The following is a 16,925-nucleotide window of genomic DNA, read 5'->3' on the forward strand; positions in this document are numbered from 1 at the left end:
CGTACCGGGCCGGACAGCGCCCGCGCCTAGAATGGGCCGGTGCGCCGGCGGGGGACCGTCGTGCGTCCCCGCCGTCGTCGTCTCGAAGGATCGCCATGTCCCGCAAGGCCTCCCTGTCCGGTTTCCACGAGTGGCTGCCCGCCGAGCGGCTCGTGGAGCAGCACGTGCTCGACACGCTGCGGCGGACCTTCGAGCTGCACGGGTTCGCCGGCATCGAGACCCGGGCCGTGGAGACCCTGGGCCAGCTGCTGCGCAAGGGTGAGGTGGACAAGGAGGTCTACGCGGTCTCGCGCCTGGCCGAGGACGAGGAGGTCGCCGCGGGCCTGCGCGATCCCAAGGACCCGGCCGACCCCAAGCGCCTGGCCCTGCACTTCGACCTCACCGTGCCGTTCGCCCGCTACGTCGTGGAGAACGCCGGCCACCTCGCCTTCCCCTTCCGTCGCTACCAGATGCAGAAGGTCTGGCGCGGGGAGCGCCCCCAGGAGGGCCGCGCCCGCGAGTTCACTCAGGCGGACATCGACGTCGTCGGTGACGGCGCCCTCTCGCCCCGGTACGACGCCGACGTCGCACTGGTGATGGCCGAGGCGCTCGGCGCCCTGCCGATCGGCGACTTCCTCATCCGCGTGAACAACCGCAAGCTCGCCGAGGGCTTCTACCGGGGCATCGGCCTGGAGGACACCGCCGGCGTGCTGCGCAGCATCGACAAGCTGGAGAAGGTCGGCCCGGAGGAGGTCGCGCGGCTGCTCCAGGAGGAGGTCGGCGCGAGCCCCGAGCAGGCTGCGCAGGCGCTGACCCTGGCGGACATCCGCACGTCGGACACCTCGTTCGTGGAGCGGGTCCGCGCCCTGGGGGTGACCCACGAGCTGCTCGAGGAGGGGCTGACCGAGCTGGCCGACGTCGTCGCCACCCTGCACCGCCGCGCCCCCGGGCGCGCCGTGGCGGACCTGTCCATCGCGCGCGGCCTGGACTACTACACGGGCACCGTCTACGAGACCGTCCTGGTGGGCCACGAGCAGCTCGGCTCGATCTGCTCGGGCGGCCGCTACGACGCGCTCGCGTCCAAGGGGAACCGCGTGTTCCCCGGTGTCGGGCTGTCCATCGGCGTGACGCGGCTGGTGATGCGCATGCTGTCCCAGCAGATGGCCGTGGCCTCCCGCTCCGTGCCGACCGCGGTGTACGTGGCGCTGACGGCGGACGAGGACTGGTCCGAGGCCCAGGACGTCGCGGCCCTGCTGCGGGAGCGCGGCATCCCCGCGGAGGTCGCGGTGTCCGCGGAGAAGTTCGGCAAGCAGATCAAGTACGCGGATCGCCGCGGCATCCCGTTCGTCTGGTTCATGGGCCGGGACGACGCCGGCGCGCGGGTCCACGAGGTCAAGGACATCCGCTCCGGCGAGCAGCACGGCGCGGACCCGGCCGACTGGACCCCGCCGGCCGAGGACCTGCTGCCGCAGGTCGCCCGCGCGCAGGACTGAGCGGACGCGGCCGCTGTGCCGGCCCCGGTGTGCGGCGGCGGTGGGTGTCTGCGCGTCGGGTCACCGGCCCCGGCGCCCGGCCCGCACGAACGCGCGCCCGCCCACCCCGATCAGGAACACGCCCGCCATCGCGGCCACGGACATCGGCGGCAGGCTGAGGGCGAGCAGCAGGCACAGGGCCAGGCCGAGGACGTTGACGGCGCGGGGCACGCGCAGCGGGCGCGGCCGGGCCGGGCGGCGGCCGTCGTCGTCCCCGCGCAGGGTCAGGGCGGACAGGTTCGCCACCGCGTAGTAGACGAGCACGCCGAACGAGCTGAAGCCCACCACGGTGAGGATGTCCGTGGTGAGCAGGAGCAGGATCACGGCCGCGGCCACCGTCAGCTGAGCCGTCCACGGCGTGCCGGTCCCCGCATGGACCCGTGCCAGGGGGCGGGGCAGGTCGGACTCGCGGGCCATGGCCAGGGCGGTGCGGGAGATGCCCGTCAGCAGGTTGAGCATGGCCCCGGCCGCGGCGAGGGCGGCGCCGGCCACGGCCACCCAGCCCCAGCCGGAGCCCAGGGCGGTCTCGAGCAGGTCGCGCACGGGCGCGGGGGACCGGGCCAGCCCGGAGGTCCCGAGGCCCGAGATCAGCGCCGTGGCGAGCAGCAGGTACAGCGCCACGGTCACGGCGAGGGCGATCAGGATGGCGCGCGGGATCGTGCGTGCGGGGTCGATGACCTCCTCACCCATGGTGGCCACGCGCGCGTAGCCGGCGAACGCGAAGAACAGGACGCCCGCGCCCATGAGCACGCCCTGCACGGGGGAGTCGACGCCGAGCGCCGCCGCCGAGCCCCCGGGGGCCTCGCGCGCCAGGCCTGCGCCGATGGCCAACACGAGCACGGCGAGCACGGGCACGAGGATCGCCAACGTCGCCTGCGCGGTCCGCGTCACGCCCGCCATCGCCACCCCGGTGAGCACGACGACGGCGGCCACGCCCGTCCACCGGGCCGCGGCGGCGTCGTCGGGGAAGAGGTACAGGCCGAGGGTGGCCGCCATCGCGGCCACCGACGCGGTCTTGCCCGTGACGAAGCCCCAGCCGGCGACGAAGCCGGCCCACGGGTGCAGCTGCCGCCGGCCGTAGACGTAGGCGCCGCCGGACTCGGGGTGGACGGTGGCCAGCTGCGCCGTGGACAGGGCGTTGCACAGGGCCGCGACGGCCGCGACCGCCAGGGCCCCGTACAGCAGGCCGGGGTGGCCGCCGGTGAGCGCGGCCGCCAGGCCGATCGCGGTGAACACGCCCGCGCCGATCATCGAGCCGAGGCCGATCGCGACGGCGTGGAGCAGGGTCAGGCGGCGCTGCAGGGCGGCGGTCATGACGGGGTCCTCCTGGGCTGGGGCAGTGTGGACGGGGCACTAGACTGACGGGAACGGCGCGCGCCCGCCCCGCAGGCGTATCACACGGCGTCGACCATCACATGAACCCCGCACATCGTCCGGCGACCGGACGGAGAGGATCCTCGTGCTGCGCACCCACTCCCTCGGCGAGCTCAACGCCTCGCTCATCGGCCAGACCGTCACCGTCACCGGCTGGGTGGCGCGGCGGCGAGACCACGGCGGCGTGGCCTTCGTGGACCTGCGCGACGCCTCGGGCTTCGCCCAGGTCGTGGTGCGGGACGAGGCGGACTTCGACCCGCTGCGCAACGAGTGGGTTCTGCAGGTCACCGGCACGGTCGAGCGCCGCCCCGAGGGCAATGAGAACCCGAACCTTCCCTCCGGTGAGATCGAGCTGATCGCGGAGACCGTGACGGTGCTCAACACCGCCGCCGCGCTGCCGTTCCAGGTGGACGAGCACGTGGAGGTCGGCGAGGAGGCCCGGCTGCGCCACCGCTACCTCGACCTGCGCCGCCCGCAGCCCTCGCGCATCATGCGCCTGCGCTCCGAGGTCAACCGGACGGCGCGCGAGCTGCTGCACGGCGAGGGCTTCGTGGAGGTCGAGACCCCGACCCTCACGCGCTCGACGCCGGAGGGCGCCCGCGACTTCCTCGTCCCGGCCCGCCTGGCTCCCGGCTCCTGGTACGCCCTGCCGCAGTCGCCGCAGCTGTTCAAGCAGCTGCTGCAGGTGGGCGGGATCGAGAAGTACTACCAGATCGCCCGCTGCTACCGCGACGAGGACTTCCGCGCGGACCGTCAGCCCGAGTTCACCCAGCTGGACATCGAGGCCTCCTTCGTGGAGCAGGATGACGTGATCGCCCTCGGCGAGAAGATCGTCAAGGCCCTGTGGGCCCTCGTGGGCGTGGACGTGCCGACGCCGATCCGCCGCATGACCTACGCCGAGGCGATGGAGAAGTACGGCTCGGACAAGCCGGACCTGCGCTTCGGCCTCGAGCTGACGGACCTGACCGAGTACTTCAAGGACACCCCGTTCCGCGTGTTCCAGAACGAGTACGTGGGCGCCGTCGTGATGCCGGGCGGCGCCTCCCAGGCCCGCCGCACCCTCGACGCGTGGCAGGAGTGGGCCAAGCAGCGCGGCGCCAAGGGCCTGGCCTACGTGCTCATCCAGGAGGACGGCGAACTGACCGGCCCGGTGTCCAAGAACATCTCCGAGGAGGAGAAGGCCGGGCTGGCCGCCGCCGTGGGCGCGAACCCGGGCGACTGCGTGTTCTTCGCCGCCGGCAAGCCGAAGGAGTCCCGCGCGCTGCTGGGTGCGGCCCGCGTGGAGATCGGCCGTCGCTGCGGGCTGTTCACCGACGCCGGTGACGGCGTGGCCGCGAAGGACGCCGACTGGGCGTTCGTGTGGGTCGTGGACGCGCCGATGTTCGAGCCGGCGGCCGACGCCGTGGCCTCGGGCGACGTCGCCGTGGGCGCGGGCGCCTGGACCGCAGTGCACCACGCGTTCACCTCGCCCAAGCCGGAGTTCGCGGACACCTTCGACACCGACCCGGGCTCGGCCCTGGCCTACGCCTACGACATCGTGTGCAACGGCAACGAGATCGGCGGCGGTTCCATCCGCATCCACCGTCAGGATGTGCAGGAGCGCGTGTTCGAGGTCATGGGCCTGTCCCCGGAGGAGGCGAACGAGAAGTTCGGCTTCCTGCTCGAGGGCTTCAAGTACGGCGCCCCGCCGCACGGCGGCATCGCGTTCGGCTGGGACCGCGTGGTCGCCCTGCTGGCCGGCACCGACTCGATCCGCGAGGTCATCGCGTTCCCGAAGACCGGCGGCGGCTTCGACCCGCTGACGGCCGCACCGGCGCCCATCACCGCCCAGCAGCGCAAGGAGGCCGGCGTCGACGCGCAGCCGGAGCCGAAGCAGGCCGAGGCCGAGCCGGGAGCCTGATCCGGGCCCGCGGCGGGCCCGGGGCGGGTCCGCATCGGGCCCGCCTCAGCCGCGCTGCGGCCCGGCCAGCTCGTCCGAGTCCACGATCAGCGTGAACGGCCCGGAGTTGGTGAGGGAGACGTCCATCATCGCGCCGAACACCCCACGCTCCACGCGCACGCCGGCGGCCTCGAGCTCGGCCGTGAACCGCTCGTAGAGCGGCTCGGCCTGGTCGCCCTTCGCCGCGCGCGTCCAGGACGGCCGCCGGCCCTTCCGCACGTCGCCGTACAGCGTGAACTGGCTGACGACGAGCGCCGGGGCACCGGCGTCGGTGAGGGACCGCTCGCCGTCGAGCATGCGGAGCCCGGCCACCTTGCGGGCCACCTGGACGGCCTCGGCCTCCGTGTCCGTGACTGACACTCCGAGCAGGATCACCAGCCCCTCGCTCTCGAAGGAGCCGACGACCTCGCCATCCACGGCGACGGAAGCGGAACGGGCGCGTTGCAGAACGGCTCTCATGCAGCCATTCTGCAACGCGCCCGGAACCGGTCCGCGTCAGCGGATCACTGACGACGGGTCGGATTCACCTCGTACACGGTGGTCGAGCCGGAGACCTCGTTGGCGACGATCAGCAGGGCGGTGCCGGAGGGGGACTCGTCGGCCGGCACGAAGGTCAGGCCCTCGGCGCCCATGTCACCCAGGCCGGCCGCGGCGTCGTCGCCCGCGGCATCCCAGTCACGGTCGTTGACGTAGTCCACGTAGGTGGCGTTCCGCGGGTCGGTGATGTCGAAGACCATCACGCCGCCGATGCGCTCGAGGCCCACGAACGCGTAGGTGCGGCCCTGGATCGTGCCCACCACCACGGACTCGGGCTCGGGGCCCTTGTCATCCGAACGGGAGTCCCCGGACGGGGTCTCGTCGTTGTTCGCGTTGAACGCGTGCTCCGGCAGCTCGCCGGCGGCCACGAGCCGGGCGATCTGCTCTTCGATCATGCCGGCGGAGTCGAACAGGCGGGTGCCGTCCGCGGTGTAGATGGAGAAGGACCGGCCGCCCAGTGTGGTCAGGGAGGAGTGGCACTCGCGCTCAGAGTTGTAGCCGAGGTCGGTGAGCACCTTCAGGCGGCCCAGGGCATCCTTCTTCTGCAGGGCCTTGGCCCCCGGGAACTCGGCGGCGCACAGGTCCAGGTCGCTGACGCGCTCGGAGTTGTTGAAGTCGCCCCACTCCCGCCCGTCACCCTCGTTGGCGGTGACGACCAGGTTCTGGCCGCGCCAGCGGTACGTGTCGATGCCGTCGGGCATGGGCAGGCCGTCGACCGGCCAGTGGCCCAGCTCGATGCCGCCGTCCTTGTCCGAGACGTCCAGCACGCCCTCGGTGGACCAGTCGGTGGGCGTCAGCGCCCAGAGGTCCTCCAGCGTGGCGGACTTCAGGTCCACGACGGCGACCGCGTTGGCCTCCTGCACGGACACGTAGGCGGTGCGGCCGGTCGGGTCGATGGTGACGTACTCCGGCTCGAGGTTGCGGGCCACCCGACCGGCGGGCTCGTGACCGGCGGGCACGGCCACATCGGGGCCGGAGACGCGCACGCCGGCGGGCAGGGCGGTGCCGGCGTCGTAGGCGCGGAAGTCCACGGTGCGCACCGCGTCTTGGGTCAGGCGGGAGAACTGCTGGGCGTTCTTCGGCACGGAGACCACGGAGATCGTGCCCTCCGGGTCGACGGAGAAGTTGTCGGCGGGCTCGCCCTCGTTGGCGACCACCACGTGGGCGCCGTTCGGGGAGAAGGCCAGCGAGTCCGGCAGGGCGCCCACCCGGACGCCGCCCAGGTAGCGCAGGGAGGCGGTCTCGAAGAACACGACCCAGCCGTGGTCGGTCTTCTCAGCGGCCTCCACGGCGACGGCCAACACGCCGCCGGAGACGGCCACGGAGTTCACCGTGGCGCCCTTGTCCGTGACGGAGCCGTCCGCGGTGCGCAGGCCCTCGGCGGAGAGGGTCCGCTCGGCCACGGGGGCGGCGTCGGCGCCCAGGCGCATGACGTCGACGGCGCCGCGCTGCGCATTCACCACGAACAGGCGGCCGGAGACCGCGTCGAAGGCCGGGATCTCGGCGGCGGACTCGCCGAACACGCCGGTCTCGTGGGTGCCGGCGCGGGTGAGCTCGATGCTCTTGCCGGACGGGTTGGCGGCGATGGCGGCGCGCTGGGCCGTGGCCGAGTGCGGGGCGGGCGCGCTGAGGGAGGCCGGGGCGAGGAAGGCCGTGGACAGGGTCGCGGCGGTGACGGCCGTGGCGAGGCGTGCGAGGCGAGGCATGGATGCTCCAGTCAGGGCAGGGAGGCGGAGGACGGGGTCACCCCATCGCACGGATGTGAACGGTCCGTGACGTCCCGGCCAGCGCGCGGTGTCCCGCGGGTGTCGACGCCCCGGACGCCCCGCGTGCCGTCCGCCGAGGTCAGTCCTCGCTCGGCAGCCCCGCGAGCACCCGCACCGTCGTGAGGTTCCGGGCCGTGCCGCGCACCCCGAGCGCCCGGTCGAGGCGGGCCGGAGTGAGCGGGGAGTCGGCGACCCCCGCGGCGCAGCGCATCCACAGCAGCCGTCCCTCCAGGGCCGTGCGATCCGGCCCCGCGGGTCGGTCGTCCCCGTGGTCGAGCGCGGCCAGGGCGGCGGCCGCCTCGGGTGCGGGGTCGTCCTCGAGCACGGTGAGCTGCGTGCGTTTCGGCTCGCCGCCGGCCCAGGGGAGCGCGTCGTGCAGCTCCAGGGCGCGCCGGAGCGTGCCCACGTCCACGAGGACCACGGGGACGTCGAGGCCGCCCTCCTCACGCGCCCGTCGCGCGAACCCCTGCCGCACGCCCTCCGCGGCCGCGTCGGAGGACGCCCGGAACAGGACGTTGCCGCTGGCCAGGTGGGTGGTGACCGCCTCCCCGCCGGCGGCCTGGGCCCAGCGGATCAGCGTGTCCTTGCCGACACGGTTGCTCCGCCCCACGTTGATCCCGCGCAGCAGCAGGACGTGGGTGTGGTCGGTGCGCGGGGCGGCGGGGCTCATGCGGCCATGATGCCACCCACGCCCCCGCGGGCCGAGGACTACCCTGGACCCGATGGACGACCTCTTCAGCGCCGCCCACAACGGGGCCGACGACGACGGCCCGGCCGGCACCGTGGCCGCCCCGCACCCCGGCGCACCGCTGGCCGTGCGCATGCGCCCGCGCACGCTGGATGACGTGCTGGGCCAGCGGCACCTCATGCGGCCGGGCTCCCCGCTGCGCAAGCTCGCCGAGCCCGATCCGGACTCCGCCGCGGGACCGAGCTCGGTCATCCTCTACGGGCCTCCGGGCATCGGCAAGACGACGCTGGCCCACGTGATCGCCCGCGCCCCCGGGCGCACGTTCACGGAGCTGTCCGCGATCACGGCCGGTGTGAAGGACGTGCGGCAGGTGATGGAGCAGGCCCAGCGCGAACGGGACCTCTACGGGCGCACCACCGTCCTGTTCCTCGATGAGATCCACCGCTTCTCCAAGGCGCAGCAGGACGCGCTGCTGCCGGGCGTCGAGAACCGCTGGGTCGTGCTGGTGGCCGCGACCACGGAGAACCCGTCCTTCTCCGTGATCGCACCCCTGCTCTCCCGGTCGCTGCTGCTCACGCTGCGTCCCCTCACGGACGACGACATCGTCGGGCTGCTGGACCGTGCGGTGACCCAGGAGCGCGGGCTCAACGGCGCCGTGGTGCTCCAGGACGACGCGCGGGACTACCTGGTGCGGATGGCCGGCGGCGACGCGAGGCGGGCGCTCACGGTGCTGGAGGCCGCGGCCGGCGTCGCCCTGGACAAGGCGCGCGAGGCCGGCCGGGCGGGGGAGGGCGCCGTCGCGGTCACGGAGGAGGACGCCGCGCAGGCGATGGACCACCACGTCCAGCGCTACGACAAGGACGGCGACCAGCACTACGACGTGATCAGTGCCTTCATCAAGTCCATCCGCGGCTCGGACGTGGACGCGTCGATGCACTACCTCGCCCGGATGCTGGAGGCGGGGGAGGACCCCCGGTTCATCGCCCGGCGGCTGATCATCTCCGCGTCCGAGGACGTGGGCATGGCCGACCCGACCGCGCTGCAGACCGCCGTGGCCGCCGCCCAGGCCGTGCAGCTGATCGGCATGCCGGAGGGACGCATCATCCTGGCGCAGGCCGTGACGCATCTGGCCACCGCGCCGAAGTCCAACGCGAGCTACACCGCCGTGAACGAGGCGATCGCGGACGTGCGGGCCGGCCACACGGGCGCGGTGCCGGCGCACCTGCGGGACGCGCACTACCCCGGCGCGGCGGCCCTCGGCCACGGCCAGGGCTACGTCTACAGCCACGACGAGCCGCACGCCGTCGCCCGTCAGCAGTACGCGCCGGACCCCCTGGTCGGGAGGGACTATTACCGGCCCAAGCCCATCGGACACGAGAAGCGGCTCACCGAGCAGGTGGCCGCGCTGCGCCGGATCATCCGCGGCGACTGAGCGCGCGCCGGGCCCGAGGGCGGACGCCTCGGGCGGCCGCGCGGAATAAAGACGCCCGGATCACCGGTTGTCCAGGGATGAGCGGGGCGGTCGACGTCGGCCCGCCGACTCCTCGCCCGCTCGCGCCCCCATGCACCACCGACGCACAGAAGGAACAGAAGGAGCCGCCCCCATGACCCAGTCCACTCCGCAGCAGTCCACCCCCCAGCACACCGCCGCGCAGCAGCCGGCCCCGTACGGCCGCCCCGGCGCCGGCGGCCCCGCCCTCCCGCAGGCCGACTACCGCATCCTGCGCTCCGTCCCGGCCTACGCCGAGGCCCAGGCCCTCGTGGACCAGCTCTCCGACGCCGGGTTCCCCGTGGAGCGCGTGCGCATCGTGGGCACCGGGCTGCGCTCCGTGGAGCAGGTCCTGGGCCGGATGACCACCGGCAAGGCCGCCGTCCGCGGCGGGCTGCAGGGCCTGTGGTTCGGCCTCCTGCTCGGCCTGCTCTTCTCGATCTTCGCCCCCGGCTTCGGGTTCCTCTGGATCCTGCTGATCTCCCTGGGCCTGGGCGCCCTGTGGGGGGCGGTCTTCGGGGCGATCGGCCACGCGGCCACCGGCGGCAGGCGCGACTTCACGTCCCTGCAGACCATGGAGGCCGAGTCGTACGACGTGCTGGTCGAGGCCTCCCACCTGGACCAGGCCGGTCAGCTCCTCGGCGCGGACCCCGGCACCGCGGCCACGCCGCGCGCCTGAGCCCCGGACCGCCCCGTCGTCGTCGCTCTGGTAAGGTGGACCGGTCTGGCAGGCGCTGCGCCCCGGACGCATCCCCCTCGCTCGGATCCCCGCGGACGCCCGCGTGCCCGGGCGAGGGACGCGCAGCGCATCAGTGGATGACGGGCGGCGGCACGCCCCTCAGCTCTCCTCAGGATCGCGGGGAGGCCAGGTTCGAGGCCCCTTGACCCGTGCGCCCCGGCGCCCGGACGAGACCTCGAGACAAACCCGAACCGTGCCGCACGTCAAGGAAAGGCAGGTCCACCATGAGTGGCAACCTTCGCACCCGCCGCACCGTGCGGCACTCCCGCGCCCTGGGCATCGCGCTGACCCCCAAGGCCGAGAAGTACATGGAGCGTCGTCCGTACGGCCCCGGCCAGCACGGCCGTGCCCGCCGCAAGCAGGACTCGGACTACGCGGTGCGCCTCAAGGAGAAGCAGCGTCTGCGCGCCCAGTACAACATCCGCGAGGCCCAGATGCGCCGCTACTTCGAGGAGGCCAAGCGCACCGCCGGCCTGACCGGTGAGAACCTGGTCGAGCTCCTCGAGCAGCGCCTCGACGCCCTCGTGCTGCGTGCCGGCTTCGCCCGCACCATCCAGCAGGCCCGTCAGCTCGTCGTGCACCGCCACATCATGGTGGACGGCAAGCGCGTGGACGTCCCCTCGTTCCGCGTGAAGGAGGGCCAGATGATCCACGTGCACGAGCGCTCGGAGAAGATGGTCCCCTTCCAGCTGGCCGCCGCCGGCGCCCACCAGCAGGTCCTGCCCGCCACCCCGGGCTACCTGACCGTGGAGATCGACAAGCTGCGCGCCACCCTCACCCGTCGCCCGAAGCGCTCCGAGGTCCCCGTGACCTGCGAGGAGCAGCTCGTGGTCGAGTACTACGCGCGCTGATCCGCCCCGTCCGGGCCCGTCCCGGACGACGGCGCCCCGCGCGTCCCGCAGGCCCGGTCACCTCTCGGAGGTGGCCGGGCCTGCGGCGTCCCCGGGCCCGCCGCCGGGGATCGGCGCCGCGCCCGGTAAGGTGGGGCCGGAATCCCTGCCGTCCGAAGGAGGCCCCGCTATGCTCCGCTCGCTGCTGCTCGTCGGCGCCGGCGCCGCGTCCGGCTGGTTCGCACACCGTGCCCTCGGCGACCGTGCCCACCCGGCCACGGACGGGACCGACGCGCGGACGTCGGGCCCCGGCTCCGCTGGGGGGCGCGCGGGGTTCTCCGCCCGCCTGGACCCGGAGCATCTGGCCCGCCAGGCCGGCGAGGCCGCCGCCGACGCCGCGGCGGCCGCTCTGCAGGACGGCGCGCGGCGCCTGGCAGACCGCGTGCGCTCCCAGGCCCCCTGGGCCGCCCCCTACCTGCCCCCCACGGGGCCGATCATCTCCGGGGAGACCGTGGAGCCGCCGTCGCACGGCGCCGCCCGCCCCCAGACCACCACCACGCAGAAGGACACCCCCGCATGAAGTCCCAGGAGATCGCCCGCCGCTGGACCGCCTTCTTCGAGTCCAGGGGGCACCGCGTGGTGCCGTCGGCGTCGCTTATCTCGCCGGATCCGTCGCTGCTGTTCACGGTGGCCGGCATGGTCCCGTTCATCCCGTACTTCCTGGGGGAGCAGACCCCGCCGAGCCCGCGCGCCGTCTCGGTGCAGAAGTGCATCCGCACCGCGGACATCGAGGAGGTCGGCAAGACCGTCCGCCACGGCACCTTCTTCCAGATGTGCGGCAACTTCTCCTTCGGCGACTACTTCAAGGAGACGGCCATCCCGATGGCCTGGGAGCTGCTGACGTCGTCGGTCGAGGACGGCGGCTTCGGCCTGGACCCCGAGCGCCTCTGGGTCACCGTGTACCGCGAGGACGACGAGGCCGAGCGCATCTGGCGCGAGGACGTGGGCGTCCGTCCCGAGCGCATCCAGCGCATGGGCAAGGACGACAACTACTGGAACACCGGCCAGCCCGGCCCGGGGGGCCCCTGCTCGGAGATCTTCTACAACCGCGGCCCCGCGTACGGCGTCGACGGCGGCCCGGCCGCGGACGACACCCGCTACATCGAGATCTGGAACCTCGTGTTCATGCAGTACCGCCTCTCCGCGGTGCGCTCGAAGGACGACTTCGACATCTCCGGCGAGCTCGAGCACAAGAACATCGACACCGGTCTCGGCCTCGAGCGGCTCGCCATGATCCTCCAGGGTGTGGAGAACATGTACGAGACGGACCAGGTCCGCCCCGTGCTCGACCGTGCCGCGCAGCTGGCCGGCCGCGCCTACACCTCCACCGAGGACCCGGCCGACCCGCACTACGACGACGACGTCCGCCTGCGCATGGTGGCCGACCACGTGCGCTCGGCCCTGATGCTGATCAGCGACGGCGTGCGCCCCGGCAACGAGGGCCGCGGCTACGTGCTGCGCCGCCTCATCCGCCGCGTGGTCCGCGCCCTGCGCCTGATGGGCGTCACCGAGCCCGTGTTCCCCGAGCTGCTGCCGGTCTCCCGGGACGCGATGAAGGGCACCTACCCGGTGGTCGCGGACGAGTTCGAGCGCATCTCCCGGATCGCCTACGCCGAGGAGAAGGCGTTCCTGCGGACCATCGCCGCGGGCACGGCCCGCCTCGACGCCGCGGTGGGCCAGGCCCGCTCGGCGGGCGGCGGCATCGCGGGCCCGGACGCGTTCGAGCTGCACGACACCTACGGCTTCCCGATCGAGCTGACGCTGGAGATCGCGGAGGAGGCCGGCGTCGCCGTGGACGAGGCCGGGTTCCGCGCCCTCATGGCCGAGCAGCGCGACCGCGCCCGCGCGGACGCCAAGGCCAAGAAGGCCGGCCACACGGACACCGCCGTGTACCAGCGCCTGCGCGCCGAGGGCCAGACCCACTTCACCGGCTACACCGAGCACACCACCGAGTCCGTGGTGCGCGGCCTGCTGCAGAACGGCGAGGAGGTCGCGTCCGCCAGCGCCGGCACGGAGCTCGAGCTCGTCCTGGACGCCACGCCGTTCTACGCGGAGTCCGGCGGCCAGGCCGCGGACACCGGCCTGATCACCGGCGACGGCTTCCGCCTCGAGGTGCTCGACGTGCAGGCCCCCGTGAAGGGGCTGTCCGTGCACAGGGTCAAGGTCCTCGACGGCGAGGTCGCCGCCGGCGCGCAGGCCCTCGGCGCGATCGACCTGCAGCGCCGCCTCGACGGCGAGAAGGCCCACTCCGGCACCCACCTGGTGCACGCCGCACTGCACCAGATCCTCGGCCCCGAGGCCACCCAGTCCGGCTCCTTCAACAAGGAGGGCTACCTGCGCTTCGACTTCCGCTGGGCCGAGGCGCTCTCGGCCGGGGCCCGCTCCGAGGTCGAGGACGTGGTGAACATCGCCATCCGCGACGACCACGCCGTGCTCACCCAGGAGATGAGCCTCGAGGAGGCGCGCGCACTCGGCGCGATGAGCCTGTTCGGCGAGAAGTACGGCGACCGGGTGCGCGTCGTGGAGATCGACGGCGCCTGGTCCCGCGAGCTGTGCGGCGGCACCCACGTGGGCCGCACCGCGCAGATCGGCTCGCTGACCCTGCTCGGCGAGCAGTCCGTGGGCTCGGGCAACCGCCGCGTCGAGGCGCTCGTCGGCCTGGACTCGTTCCGCCACCTCGCCGCGGAGCGCACCCTCGTCTCCGAGCTCTCGGAGATGTTCAAGGCCCCGGCCGAGGAGCTCAAGGACCGCATCGGCGCCACCCTGGACCGGCTCAAGGCGGCCGAGAAGCAGGTCGCGGAGCTGCGGGCCCAGGCGCTGCAGGCCCAGGCCGGGCAGCTCGCCGGGCAGGCCCAGGACGTCACGACGTCCGCCGGGACGTCGGTGCGGGTGCTGGCGCACCACGCCGGCGACGTGGCCGGGGACCAGCTGCGTTCCCTCGTGCTGGACCTGCGCGCCCGGATCGAGTCGGCCGGCGGCAACGCGGCGGGCACGCCCGTGCTCGTGGCCCTCACGGCCGAGGCCAAGGGCCGGCCCCTCGTGGTCGTGGCGACCAACGAGGCCGCCCGCGCGGCCGGCCTCAAGGCGGGCGCCATGGTCAAGACCGCCACCGGCGTGCTCGGCGGCGGGGGCGGAGGCAAGGACGACGTCGCCCAGGGCGGCGGCCAGGACGTCACGCGCGTCGGGGACGCGCTCGACGCCGTCGTCGCTGCGGTGCGCGCGGCCTGAGGCGGACGTGAGCGCAGGTCAGGACGGGGCCGCCGTGGTGAGCGACGCCGTGCGTCGGGGGCGCACCCTCGGCGTCGACGTCGGCCGTGCCCGCGTGGGCGTCGCGTCGGCCGACCCCGACGGCCTGATCGCCACCCCCGTGGCCACCCTGCGGCGGGATGCGCGTCGACGTCGTGACGTGGACGAGCTCGTCGCCCACGCACGCGAGCTCGACGTCGTCGCCGTGTACGTCGGTCTGCCGGTGAATCTGCGGGGCGAGCACACGCCGTCCACGCAGGACGCCCTCGACTACGCGGACGCCGTCGCCGCCGCCCTGGTCGAGGCGGGCCACCCCGTGCCGGTCCGGCTCGTCGACGAGCGGCTCAGCACGGTCTCCGCGCAGGCCGGACTGCGGGCCGCGGGCCGGTCCGTCAAGGACAGCCGCGGCGTGATCGACCAGGCGGCCGCCGTCGCGATCCTGCAGGCCGCCGTGGACGAGCAGCGCCGCACCGGGCGCTGGGCCGGCCAGGACCGGGAGCCGATCCGGTGACCGGCGACCACCAGCACGCTCGGCGTGAGGACCACTGGGACGATCTGCTCGACGACGAGGCCGACGTCCACGACGACCTCGACGTGTTCGGCTTCGCCCACGACGAGGCGGACGAGGCCGACGTCGGCGCCCCGTCCCAGCCGGCCGGCGCGGCCGGCCCACGCCGGCCTCGCATGCTCCTGCGCCGCCGGGGCACCGGGTCCCACCCGGCCTCGCGGGTCGACCGCGGCGCCGGCCGGCGGCGGACCGCGCTGGTGCTGGGCACGGTGCTGGTGGCGTTCGCCGTCGTGGTCGGGCTGATCGTGCGCGGCTTCCTGAGCGGCCCCGACCACACGGCCGTCGAGGGCGACGAGGTGACGTTCTCGGTGGAGCCGGGCGAGGACCTGGGCTCCGTGGCGGCCCGCCTGGACCGGGCCGGCATCGTGGGCTCAGCCCGTGCTTTCGAGCGCGCTGCCCGGGACACGGGCAGCGGTCTCGTCCGTTCGGGGGACTTCGTGCTGCGCGAGCGGATGCCCGCGGCCGAGGCCCTCGCGGTGCTCCAGGGTGCCACGGACGGGGCCGTGCACTACGTGCTCGTGGAGCGCGGGCGGCGACTCACCGAGGTGCTGGACGCCGTCGCCGAGGCCACGGGGCTGCCCCGCGAGGAGCTCGAGGCCGCCGCCCAGGACCCGACCCGCTACGGCGTCCCCGGGGAGGCGGGCACGCTCGAGGGCTGGCTCGACGCCGGGGAGTACCGCCTCCCCGTCGACGCCACCGCCGGGCAGGTGCTCGACGCCCTGGTCCGGCCCACCCTCACCGAGCTCGAGGCCCTCGACGTCCGCGACCCGGCCGAGCAGCAGCGCGTGCTCACGATCGCCTCCATCCTCGAGGCGGAGGCCCTGCCCCAGGACTACCGGCAGGTCGCCGGCGCCATCGAGAACCGCCTCGCCCCGGACAACACCGAGACGCACGGGCTCCTGCAGATCGACGCCACCGTCACGTACGGCCTCGGAGTGCGCAGCCTCAGCTTCACCTCGGGCCAGCGGCAGGACGCCTCGAACCCCTACAACACGTACGTGCACCCGGGCCTGCCGCCGGGTCCGATCGGCATGCCCTCCGACGCGGCCGTCGAGGCCGCCCTCGACCCGGCCGAGACGGACGCCTACTACTGGGTGACCACGGACATCGGCACCGGCCACACCGAGTTCTCCCGCACCTATGAGGAGCACCAGCAGCACGTGCGCACCCTGCAGCGCTACTGCGCGTCCAACCCGGGGGTGTGCTGATGCGCCCCGTGCTGCGCGCGGCGGTCCTGGGCCGGCCGATCGCCCACTCGCTCTCCCCGGTGCTGCACGCGGCCGCCTACCGGGTCCTCGGCCTCGACGTCGACTACGGCCGCCGTGACCTGGGCGAGGACGAGGTGCTCGCCTTCGCGGCCGAACACCTCGGCGCCCCGGGCACGGCCGACGGCGGCGCGGCCGCGGCCCGCGGGCAGGACTGGCTCGGCTGCTCCGTCACCATGCCGCTGAAGCGGGCGGTCGTCGCCGCCGCCGGGCACGTCAGCGACCGCGTCCGCCTCCTGGGCACCGCGAACACCCTCGTGCGCGACCACCCCTCCGCCCCCGGGGTCGTCCACGCCGAGAACACGGACGTGGACGGCATCCTCGGCGCCCTCGCCGCGGCCGGCCTCGACCGTGCCGCCCGGGGCGGGACCGTCGGCGTCCTCGGGAACGGGGGGACCGCGACGGCGGCCGTCCTCGCCGCCGCCACGCTCGGGGCGGACGCGGTGCTCTTCGGCGTCCGCGACGCAGCGCGCGCCGCCGAGGTGACGGCCCTGGCCGACGCGCTCGGGCTGCGCTGGGCGACCCTGACCCAGGCGGATCTGCTCCGGCGGGCGCCGGGGCTGCGTGCCGTCGTCGCCACCCTGCCGCCGCGCGCCGCGGACGCCCTGGCCGCACACGTGCCGGCCGACGCCGCCCTGCCGCCCCTGCTGGACGCTGCCTACGACCCGTGGCCTTCCGTGCTGGCGGCCGCCTGGTCCCGGGAGGGCGGACCGGTGGCGTCCGGGCTGTTCATGCTGCTGCACCAGGGCGTCGAGCAGGTGCGGCTGTTCACGGCCCGGCCCCGCGCCGCGGCCGGGATGCCCGAGCCGGACTGGGCGGCGGTGACGCGCGCCGCGGCGGACGCCCTGGGACCGGCCGCCGGCTGAGTGCCGGACGTTGCATCCGGCGCGTCCCGTCCGGTCACACGTGGCGG

At 74.3% G+C, this 16,925-nt stretch carries 14 protein-coding genes; 10 read left to right on the top strand and 4 right to left on the bottom strand.

The features are described from left to right. Positions 1 to 95: 95 nt before the first annotated feature. Positions 96 to 1,472, top strand: a complete 1,377-nt coding sequence (gene hisS / locus SOY78_RS06055; RefSeq protein WP_141842926.1) for a histidine--tRNA ligase — start codon at positions 96 to 98, stop codon at positions 1,470 to 1,472. A gap of 60 nt (positions 1,473 to 1,532) precedes the next feature. Here the strand turns inward: hisS and SOY78_RS06060 are convergent, their stop codons facing one another. Beyond that, positions 1,533 to 2,825 carry an APC family permease gene (locus tag SOY78_RS06060; protein ID WP_044659820.1) on the bottom strand — a complete coding sequence of 431 codons (1,293 nt, stop codon included), beginning with the start codon at positions 2,823 to 2,825 and terminating at the stop codon, positions 1,533 to 1,535. Between the two features lie 145 nt (positions 2,826 to 2,970). On the opposite strand from SOY78_RS06060, the gene aspS reads away from it, so the two are divergent. Beyond that, positions 2,971 to 4,785 (top strand): aspartate--tRNA ligase, encoded by a 1,815-nt coding sequence (gene aspS / locus SOY78_RS06065; RefSeq protein WP_044659819.1) that lies wholly within the window; start codon positions 2,971 to 2,973, stop codon positions 4,783 to 4,785. 45 nt (positions 4,786 to 4,830) lie between these two features. On the opposite strand, the gene dtd is transcribed toward aspS, so the two are convergent. The 3 genes from dtd to SOY78_RS06080 all read right to left on the bottom strand — a co-directional run bounded on the left by dtd (position 4,831) and on the right by SOY78_RS06080 (position 7,797). After that, a complete protein-coding gene (gene dtd / locus SOY78_RS06070; protein WP_317676442.1) occupies positions 4,831 to 5,283 on the bottom strand; it encodes a D-aminoacyl-tRNA deacylase in 453 nt (150 codons plus the stop codon). 44 nt (positions 5,284 to 5,327) lie between these two features. Beyond that, positions 5,328 to 7,067, bottom strand: a complete 1,740-nt coding sequence (locus SOY78_RS06075) for a choice-of-anchor I family protein (RefSeq protein WP_324701284.1) — start codon at positions 7,065 to 7,067, stop codon at positions 5,328 to 5,330. Positions 7,068 to 7,206: 139 nt separating this feature from the next. Beyond that, on the bottom strand, positions 7,207 to 7,797 hold the full coding sequence (locus SOY78_RS06080; protein WP_044659816.1) for a DUF1697 domain-containing protein: 591 nt from the start codon (positions 7,795 to 7,797) through the stop codon (positions 7,207 to 7,209). Between the two features lie 52 nt (positions 7,798 to 7,849). Here SOY78_RS06080 and SOY78_RS06085 point away from each other — a divergent pair, with 52 nt between their 5' ends. From SOY78_RS06085 to SOY78_RS06120, 8 genes are all read left to right on the top strand, one after another. Further along, positions 7,850 to 9,247: a replication-associated recombination protein A gene (locus SOY78_RS06085; RefSeq protein ID WP_041103678.1), complete on the top strand. Its 1,398-nt coding sequence runs from the start codon at positions 7,850 to 7,852 to the stop codon at positions 9,245 to 9,247. A gap of 172 nt (positions 9,248 to 9,419) precedes the next feature. Next, on the top strand, positions 9,420 to 9,983 hold the full coding sequence (locus tag SOY78_RS06090) for a general stress protein (protein WP_020621560.1): 564 nt from the start codon (positions 9,420 to 9,422) through the stop codon (positions 9,981 to 9,983). 284 nt (positions 9,984 to 10,267) lie between these two features. Then, positions 10,268 to 10,894 (top strand): 30S ribosomal protein S4, encoded by a 627-nt coding sequence (rpsD, locus tag SOY78_RS06095; protein ID WP_036313685.1) that lies wholly within the window; start codon positions 10,268 to 10,270, stop codon positions 10,892 to 10,894. 169 nt (positions 10,895 to 11,063) lie between these two features. After that, a complete protein-coding gene (locus SOY78_RS06100) occupies positions 11,064 to 11,453 on the top strand; it encodes a hypothetical protein (RefSeq protein ID WP_141842930.1) in 390 nt (129 codons plus the stop codon). After that, positions 11,450 to 14,161 (top strand): alanine--tRNA ligase, encoded by a 2,712-nt coding sequence (gene alaS, locus SOY78_RS06105; RefSeq protein WP_324701285.1) that lies wholly within the window; start codon positions 11,450 to 11,452, stop codon positions 14,159 to 14,161. The genes SOY78_RS06100 and alaS overlap by 4 nt, the downstream gene beginning before the upstream one ends. Before the next feature lie 7 nt (positions 14,162 to 14,168). Then, a complete protein-coding gene (gene ruvX / locus SOY78_RS06110; protein ID WP_145951331.1) occupies positions 14,169 to 14,690 on the top strand; it encodes a Holliday junction resolvase RuvX in 522 nt (173 codons plus the stop codon). Then, positions 14,687 to 15,955, top strand: coding sequence for an endolytic transglycosylase MltG (locus SOY78_RS06115; RefSeq protein WP_141842937.1), 1,269 nt, complete (start codon positions 14,687 to 14,689; stop codon positions 15,953 to 15,955). Before ruvX ends, SOY78_RS06115 begins: the two co-directional genes overlap by 4 nt. After that, positions 15,955 to 16,878 (top strand): shikimate dehydrogenase family protein, encoded by a 924-nt coding sequence (locus SOY78_RS06120; protein WP_324701286.1) that lies wholly within the window; start codon positions 15,955 to 15,957, stop codon positions 16,876 to 16,878. Before SOY78_RS06115 ends, SOY78_RS06120 begins: the two co-directional genes overlap by 1 nt. Positions 16,879 to 16,925: the final 47 nt, after the last annotated feature.

The organism is Micrococcus sp. HOU01, from assembly GCF_035609305.1.
Classification (GTDB): domain Bacteria; phylum Actinomycetota; class Actinomycetes; order Actinomycetales; family Micrococcaceae; genus Micrococcus; species Micrococcus luteus.